The organism is Nocardia sp. NPDC005978, assembly GCF_040614455.1.
GTDB lineage: Bacteria > Actinomycetota > Actinomycetes > Mycobacteriales > Mycobacteriaceae > Nocardia.
Window position 1 is genome coordinate 1 of the sequence record NZ_JBEXUS010000201.1, and the last position, 6,467, is coordinate 6,467.

Genomic DNA, 6,467 nt, shown 5'->3' on the forward strand with positions numbered 1-6,467 from the left:
CCTGCGCGTGCTGCGCGCGGATCCGGAGATGGCCGGGCGCGTGCTGGCCCGGGCCGACGATCTGGCCCGCATCGCCGGTGTCCCGCAACCTGATTCGGCCGTTGTCTCGGTGGTGCTCGGCGAAGCCCAGGTCGCCTACGACGCGGCCCAGGCCTGCCGGGCCCGCGGCCTGAGCGTCGGCTGCTTCCGCCCGCCGTCTGTCCCCGAGGGCACCTCGCGCCTGCGCCTGACCGCCCGCGCCAACCTCACCGAACCGGAACTGGCCACCATCGCCACGGTATTGACCGAGGTCCTGGCCGCGGCCCGCGCCCGCACGTCCGTTCCCGCGTGAGCACTCCCGAATCGGCGGATGTGCGGTCGGCCGAAGCGGTTCCGCGCGAACCCGTGCGGCCCGCCGACGGCCGTGTCCCGCTGTCGTGCCCGGTGCGCGACGATTCCGGTATCCGACGATGAAAGCGATCCCCGCGTGAGCCTGCTCTTCGTAACCGGCACCTCGACCGATGTCGGCAAGACGATCGTCACCGCGGCCCTGGCCGCCACCGCGCGGGCCGGCGGGGCCGAAGTGGCGGTCGTCAAACCCGCCCAAACCGGTATCGCCCCCGGCGAACCCGGCGATCTGGCCGAGATCACCCGGCTCAGCGGGGTCACCCGCACCGTGGAACTGGCGCGCTACCCGGATCCCCTCGCGCCCGACACCGCCGCGCGGCGCTGCGGGCAGCCGCTGCTCACCCTCGCCGAGACGGCCGCCGCCATCGAGGCGTGCGCCGACGCCGATCTCACCCTCGTCGAGGGTGCGGGCGGACTGCTCGTGCGCATGGGCGAATTCACCCTGCTGGATCTGGCGCAGAAACTCGGCGCGCCGGTGCTGGTGGTGGCCGCCGCCGGGCTCGGCACGCTCAATCACACCGAATTGACCACGCGCACGCTGCGTTCCGCGGGGGTGCGGTGCGCGGGTCTGGTCATCGGATCGTGGCCGGAGATCCCGGATCTGGCGTCCGAGTGCAATCGCACCGATCTGCCGGCGGTCACCGGGCACGAGATCGCCGGCGTGCTGCCCGCCGGATCGGGTGCGTGGTCGCGGGCCGAGTTCACCGCCGCCGCCCCCGCCTGGTTCGACCCGCAATGGGCGAATACGTACCTGCGGCCCGCAGAATAGCCACCACCGCACCACTTCTGACCTGCGAACACTCCACTCCAAGTCCCCTCCGGAGCGACCGCTCGGGCGTAGGGTGACGCCGTGACCTCCACCCGTGTCGAGTGGTTCGTGGGCGCACCCCGCCCGAACGTCTTTCGCGCCCTGCTGGATGCGCGCTCGGTTCGCACCTGGATGGTGCCCGACGGCATGACCGGCCGCGTCCACGAGTTCGAGCCCCGGGTGGGCGGTCGCTTCCGAATCTCGCTGACCCATCCCCACCCGATCGACGCGGATCGCTACCGCACGGACACCTTCCACGGCCGCTTCACCCGCCTCGTCCCGAACACCGAGGTGGTCCAAACCCTGCGCTTCGAAACCGATCACCCCGCTCTCCAAGGCGAAACGACCCTCACCTACACCCTCTCCGACGCCCCCGGCGGCACCCGCGTGACGGTCCGCCAGGACAACCTGCCCGCCGCCCTCGCGACGGCCGACACCGCCGTCGGCTTCCGCCGGGCCCTGGCGAAACTCGCCACCCTGACCGAGAACACCCCCACCCCGGAGGAATTCGCCACCCTGGCCGCGGCGCCCCCCGCCGACGTGATCACGGTCGTGCACGCATCCGCGCCCACCGACCCGGCGGCGGCGGTAAGCTCCGCGTCCGTCACCACCCCCGACCCGACGGCCGCGCTTGGACCCGCACCCGGCACGGACCCGCGTATGGTGCCGCCGCTCACCGCTATCGCCCCCGATCCGGAACTCCCGCGGCCCACGAGTCCCGCCTCGATCCGGGCGTCCGTGCCCGTCGCCCCACCGCCGATCCGACCCGAGACCGACATGTCCACTCCCGAGCCGACGGCCACCGCACCACCCCCGAATAACGCGTAACCACCGCACCACCCCTGCCTAGCGCGTAATTCGGCACATTCCACTCGCCCCCGCATCGCACAAAACTCGCCGCGCTTGGACCGAATCGTCCGTGACGCACCACTTTCTGGTCGTTCCACGATCGACCGCTCGGTGTTCGAACCGTTCCGGCCAGGAGGGGTTGCCGCGGGCGATATCGGATGGCTGGGCTCGAATCCGATGAGCGGGGGTCACCCGTGGACGTTCCGCCTTGCCGCGGCGATCGGCGCTGCGGTCGGTAGGGCTCGGCTGTTCGAGCCCGGTCATATTTAGCGGAATGCCAACCGGGGCGTGCCGCGGCCGCCGGTCCGGATGCGTGGCCGCCGGGTGGTGAGATTTGTCGCCTTCGGGAGTGACGTGGGCTTTTCGCTGCCCGGGCGCTGCCGGTGGGTGCGCGGGCGGCGGGGGCGTGCCTACTGTGGATTGGTATGGCGCTGCCGGGATATCCACACCCGTCCACGCGCGCCGAGTACGACGACGCTCGGCGCCGGGCCCGGCTGCGCGAAACCAGGCTGGGGCGGGGGTGGGGGCGGCGGGCCCGGATCGGGTTGCGGCTGAGCCTGATTCCGCTGGTGCTGCTGGGGATATTCGCGCAGTACTGGTGGCTGGACGTGACCCCGGAACGGGTGCGGCTCGCGCACACCGAACCGGCGGTCATCCCCATTTCGGGGCCGTCGAACCCGCGGGTGGCCGACACCGCCGTCTTCGACCTGGTCGGGCTGGGCGTGCTGGACGCCACCGACACCGCGCGGGCGCTACCCTCGCTCGCCGGGCTCGGATCGGTGTGGGCGGTGCGCTACGACAACAGCGGTATCGACACCAAGGTCATCGCAGATCTCATCGTCAAGGTCACCGACGCCGCCCACGTGCCCAACGTCGTCCTGACCGGGCACAGCATGGGCGGGGTCATCGCGCTCGAGGTCGCCGAGCACATCTACACCGAGAGCGAGCACCGCGTCCTGGCGGTCATCCTGGACTGCACACCGGTGGATCTGCACGCCGTGCGCGCGGAGAGTCGCAGCCAGGGCGAGAACCTGGCCCGCTGGACCGGCTGGATCCCCGGCGCTCGCGAGAGCCGCCTGCTGCGCTTCGCCGTGGAAACCTATGCCCGCCACGAACGTTTCACCGGCGGCGGCCGCTACGGCATCCGCTTCGATCGGCTCGGCAAGGTGCTGGACGAGGTCCTGCACGACAAGATCCTCGAGACCGACACCGCCAGCAACGGCCTCATCGAGGCGCAGTTCCGGGCCATCGTCGCGGGCGGCGCGATCGACGACCTGCGCACCCTGACCGAACCCGTTCCGGGCGAACAGCGTCCGGCCATCGTGTTCATCCGCCCGCGCGCGGCCTCCCGCGATCCGATCGTCGACGTCGAGTACTCGCACCGCGTGCTGATCGAGCACGCCGGCGGCGTGAACGGCACCCTGCTCGTGGTCACCACCCGGAAAACCCGGCACGCCAACCCGATTCAGCAGCCCGAGGAATACAACGACGTGATCGAGCACCAGATCGTGCCGTTCGTGCACCGGGTGCAGCGGGACGCGGCGGCGGCGCCGGTCACGCCGGACGCTCAGCGCACGCGCGAACCCAGCAGGTGACGTACGCCGCTGATGAACAGCTGCAGCCCGAAGTCGAAGCGGGCGGTGGCATCCGGGGTGTCGTACAGCGGCGAGCTCTCCTCGGCCAGCGCGCCCGCGGAGTCCATCTGCATCCGGGACTGCTCGTCCACGGTCTGCCCGAGCACGTAGTACAGCAGCGTGAACGCCGCGAGTTCGGCCTCCTCGCGGGTCATGCCGGCGCGAATCGCCGCCCCCGCCATACGTTCCCGCCCCTTGCTGGTGGTCAGCCGGGAGGCGTAGGTGGCCGAGACCAGTTCCGCGCCGTCGCGGTAGGCGAGCAGGCACGAGCGCAGCCGATGCGCCAGTTCGGTGATCTGCCCGGACCATTCGGTGGTCTCCACCGGCTCGTCCATGGGCGCGAGCACCCGGTCCGCGACCGCGCCGAGCAGCGCCTGTTTGTTGGGGAAGTGCCAGTACAGCGCCCCGGGCTGCACGTGCAGCGAGCCCGCGAGCCGCCGCATGGTCAGGTCGGCGAGCCCGTACTGGTCGAGGATGGCGATGGCCCCGTCGACCACGTCCGTGCGGTGCAGTTGCACTGAAACCTTGCCCCTTCGTGTTCCGGCTCACTCTGCGGACTGCTAGCCTACCCTGAACACCGTTCAAGTTGGTCGGCCACATCGGCCGGACGAAGGGATTCGCGCGCATGACCCAGGCAGCCGTCCGTACCGAGGCCGACACCGCGGCCGGTGAGGACATCCTCGCCATCGCCCGCGAGCAGGTGCTCGAGCGCGGCATCGGACTCACCCAGGAGCAGACGCTGCGTGTCCTGCAGCTCGGCGACGACCGGCTCGAGGAGACCCTGAGCCTGGCGCACGAGGTGCGCATGAAGCACTGTGGCCCCGAGGTCGAGGTCGAGGGCATCATCTCCCTCAAGACCGGCGGCTGCCCCGAGGACTGCCACTTCTGTTCGCAGTCCGGCCTTTTCCAGTCGCCCGTGCGCGCGGCCTGGCTCGACATCCCGAGCCTGGTCGAGGCCGCCAAGCAGACCGCCAAGTCCGGCGCGACCGAGTTCTGCATCGTCGCCGCCGTGCGCGGCCCGGACGAGCGCCTGATGGCGCAGGTCGCCGCCGGCGTGGAGGCCATCCGCAACGAGGTCGACATCCAGGTCGCCTGCTCGCTCGGCATGCTGAATCAGGCGCAGGTCGACCAGCTCTCGGCCATGGGCGTGCACCGCTACAACCACAACCTCGAGACCGCCAAGTCACACTTCCCGAAGGTGGTCACCACGCACTCCTACGAGGAGCGCTACGAGACCCTGCGCATGGTGCGCGAGGCCGGTATGGAGGTCTGCTCCGGCGGCATCCTCGGCATGGGCGAGTCGCTCGAGCAGCGCGCCGAATTCGCTTCGCAGCTGGCCGAACTCGAGCCCGACGAGGTGCCGCTGAACTTCCTGAACCCGCGCCCCGGCACGCCGTTCGGCGACCTCGAGGTGCTCCCGGCCGCCGACGCCCTGCGCGCCGTGGCCGCCTTCCGCCTCGCGCTGCCGCGCACCATGCTGCGCTTCGCCGGCGGCCGCGAGATCACCCTCGGCGACCTGGGCGCCAAGCAGGGCATCCTCGGCGGCATCAACGCCGTCATCGTCGGCAACTACCTGACCACCCTGGGCCGCCCCGCCGAAGCCGACCTCGATCTGCTCGGCGAGCTCAAGATGCCGATCAAGGCGCTCAACGAGACGCTCTGACGCCGAATTCGCCTGCGCAGCCGGTACCGTACAGGTGACGGCGGCGCGGCTCGGTCGTGGCGTACTCCGTCGCGACGGCCGGCATCGACGCCGATAAAAAAGACACTGAGAAATCATTGGGGTGGTCGTGGAAATAGAGGAGCGCTACAACCCCTACACGGGCAAGCGCGTGGTGCCGGGCCTCGAGGATTCGATGCCCACCGCCGCCGCCCTGGGTTTGGAGCCGCCGCGGTTCTGTGAGCACTGCGGCCGCCGCATGGTCGTGCAGGTGAGCCCCGACGGCTGGTGGGCCAAGTGCTCCCGGCACGGGGTGCTCGATTCGAGCAGCCTGGAACGCCGCTAGTGGCAACCACATTCACCGCCGCCGGGCCGTCGGCGGACTCCTCCGCGATGCTGGCGCGCGAAGTGCGCGCGGCGGCGGTGGTGTTCGGCGCCCTGGTGGTGGTGAGCGGGCTCGCGGGTGTGCTGTGGGCGTACCTGGCTCCGGCCGAGGAGCTGTGGGTGATCGAACCCGATCGCGGCGCGGCCCTGACGGGGGAGAGCCTGCACCGGTTCGACAGCGTCGCGATCTTCGTGCTGCTCGGGCTGGCCACCGCCTTCCTGAGCACCGCCGCCGCCTGGCGCTGGCGGCGGGTGCGCGGCCCGATCCTGCTGCTGGGCCTGCTCGGCGGGTCCCTGGCGGGCGCGGTGGTCATGCGGCTGGTCGGGGAGGCGCTGGCCGAAGCGCGGCATCCGCGCCCGGACAATCCGGCGGTGCACACCATCGTCGAGTTCGCCCCGACCGTGGAGGGCTGGCCCGCGCTCATCGTGCAGCCGCTGGTCACCGTGCTGGTGGTGTTGTTCCTGGCCGCGCTGAGCACCTCGGACGACCTGGGCTCGGGCCTGGAGCTGCCGTTCGTGCACCCGCGCCCGGAGCCGAACATCCTGGCCCCCGGGGCTTTCGGCTCCGACATCAGCTACGGGCCGTACGGCACGCCGGGCGTGCAGCTCGGCAACGCGCAGGGCCCCGGCCCGCGCGATCCGGTGGTGCCGTTCGAGACCCCGGATCGAAACGACCCGCGCTGAGCGTCACCGCGCGATAGCGCCGGACTCACCCGCGGCGGCGTGCCACCGATTTTCCGGTGGC

At 71.2% G+C, this 6,467-nt stretch carries 7 protein-coding genes and 1 pseudogene; 7 read left to right on the plus strand and 1 reads right to left on the minus strand.

Annotated features, from left to right (window positions below; translation table 11 throughout):
• From ABZ319_RS39675 to ABZ319_RS39690, 4 genes and pseudogenes are all read left to right on the plus strand, one after another.
• A pseudogene (locus tag ABZ319_RS39675) lies at positions 1-331 on the plus strand (8-amino-7-oxononanoate synthase); the annotation flags it as partial.
• Between the two features lie 135 nt (positions 332-466).
• Positions 467-1,156, plus strand: a complete 690-nt coding sequence (bioD, locus tag ABZ319_RS39680) for a dethiobiotin synthase (protein ID WP_354991750.1) — start codon at positions 467-469, stop codon at positions 1,154-1,156.
• A gap of 81 nt (positions 1,157-1,237) precedes the next feature.
• Positions 1,238-2,023: an SRPBCC domain-containing protein gene (locus tag ABZ319_RS39685; protein WP_354991751.1), complete on the plus strand. Its 786-nt coding sequence runs from the start codon at positions 1,238-1,240 to the stop codon at positions 2,021-2,023.
• Between the two features lie 446 nt (positions 2,024-2,469).
• Entirely contained in the window at positions 2,470-3,639 is a 1,170-nt protein-coding gene (locus tag ABZ319_RS39690) for an alpha/beta hydrolase (RefSeq protein ID WP_354991752.1), read from the plus strand.
• On the opposite strand, the gene ABZ319_RS39695 is transcribed toward ABZ319_RS39690, so the two are convergent.
• Positions 3,612-4,196, minus strand: coding sequence for a TetR/AcrR family transcriptional regulator C-terminal domain-containing protein (locus ABZ319_RS39695; RefSeq protein WP_354991753.1), 585 nt, complete (start codon positions 4,194-4,196; stop codon positions 3,612-3,614). The two genes, ABZ319_RS39690 and ABZ319_RS39695, sit on opposite strands and share 28 nt — an antisense overlap.
• Before the next feature lie 107 nt (positions 4,197-4,303).
• Here ABZ319_RS39695 and bioB point away from each other — a divergent pair, with 107 nt between their 5' ends.
• The 3 genes from bioB to ABZ319_RS39710 all read left to right on the plus strand — a co-directional run bounded on the left by bioB (position 4,304) and on the right by ABZ319_RS39710 (position 6,406).
• Positions 4,304-5,341, plus strand: a complete 1,038-nt coding sequence (gene bioB / locus ABZ319_RS39700) for a biotin synthase BioB (protein ID WP_354991754.1) — start codon at positions 4,304-4,306, stop codon at positions 5,339-5,341.
• Between the two features lie 127 nt (positions 5,342-5,468).
• The gene (locus ABZ319_RS39705; RefSeq protein ID WP_354991756.1) at positions 5,469-5,684 is read left to right on the plus strand and encodes a hypothetical protein; all 216 of its coding nucleotides are present in this window, start codon (positions 5,469-5,471) and stop codon (positions 5,682-5,684) included.
• Positions 5,684-6,406 (plus strand): DUF2567 domain-containing protein, encoded by a 723-nt coding sequence (locus ABZ319_RS39710; protein WP_354991755.1) that lies wholly within the window; start codon positions 5,684-5,686, stop codon positions 6,404-6,406. The genes ABZ319_RS39705 and ABZ319_RS39710 overlap by 1 nt, the downstream gene beginning before the upstream one ends.
• Positions 6,407-6,467 lie beyond the last annotated feature (61 nt).

Excerpts from the sequence above, each read along its gene's own strand:
- bioB (WP_354991754.1), top strand. The coding sequence starts at position 4,304 with ATGACCCAGGCAGCCGTCCGTACCGAGGCCGACACCGCGGCCGGTGAG.
- ABZ319_RS39690 (WP_354991752.1), top strand. The coding sequence starts at position 2,470 with ATGGCGCTGCCGGGATATCCACACCCGTCCACGCGCGCCGAGTACGAC.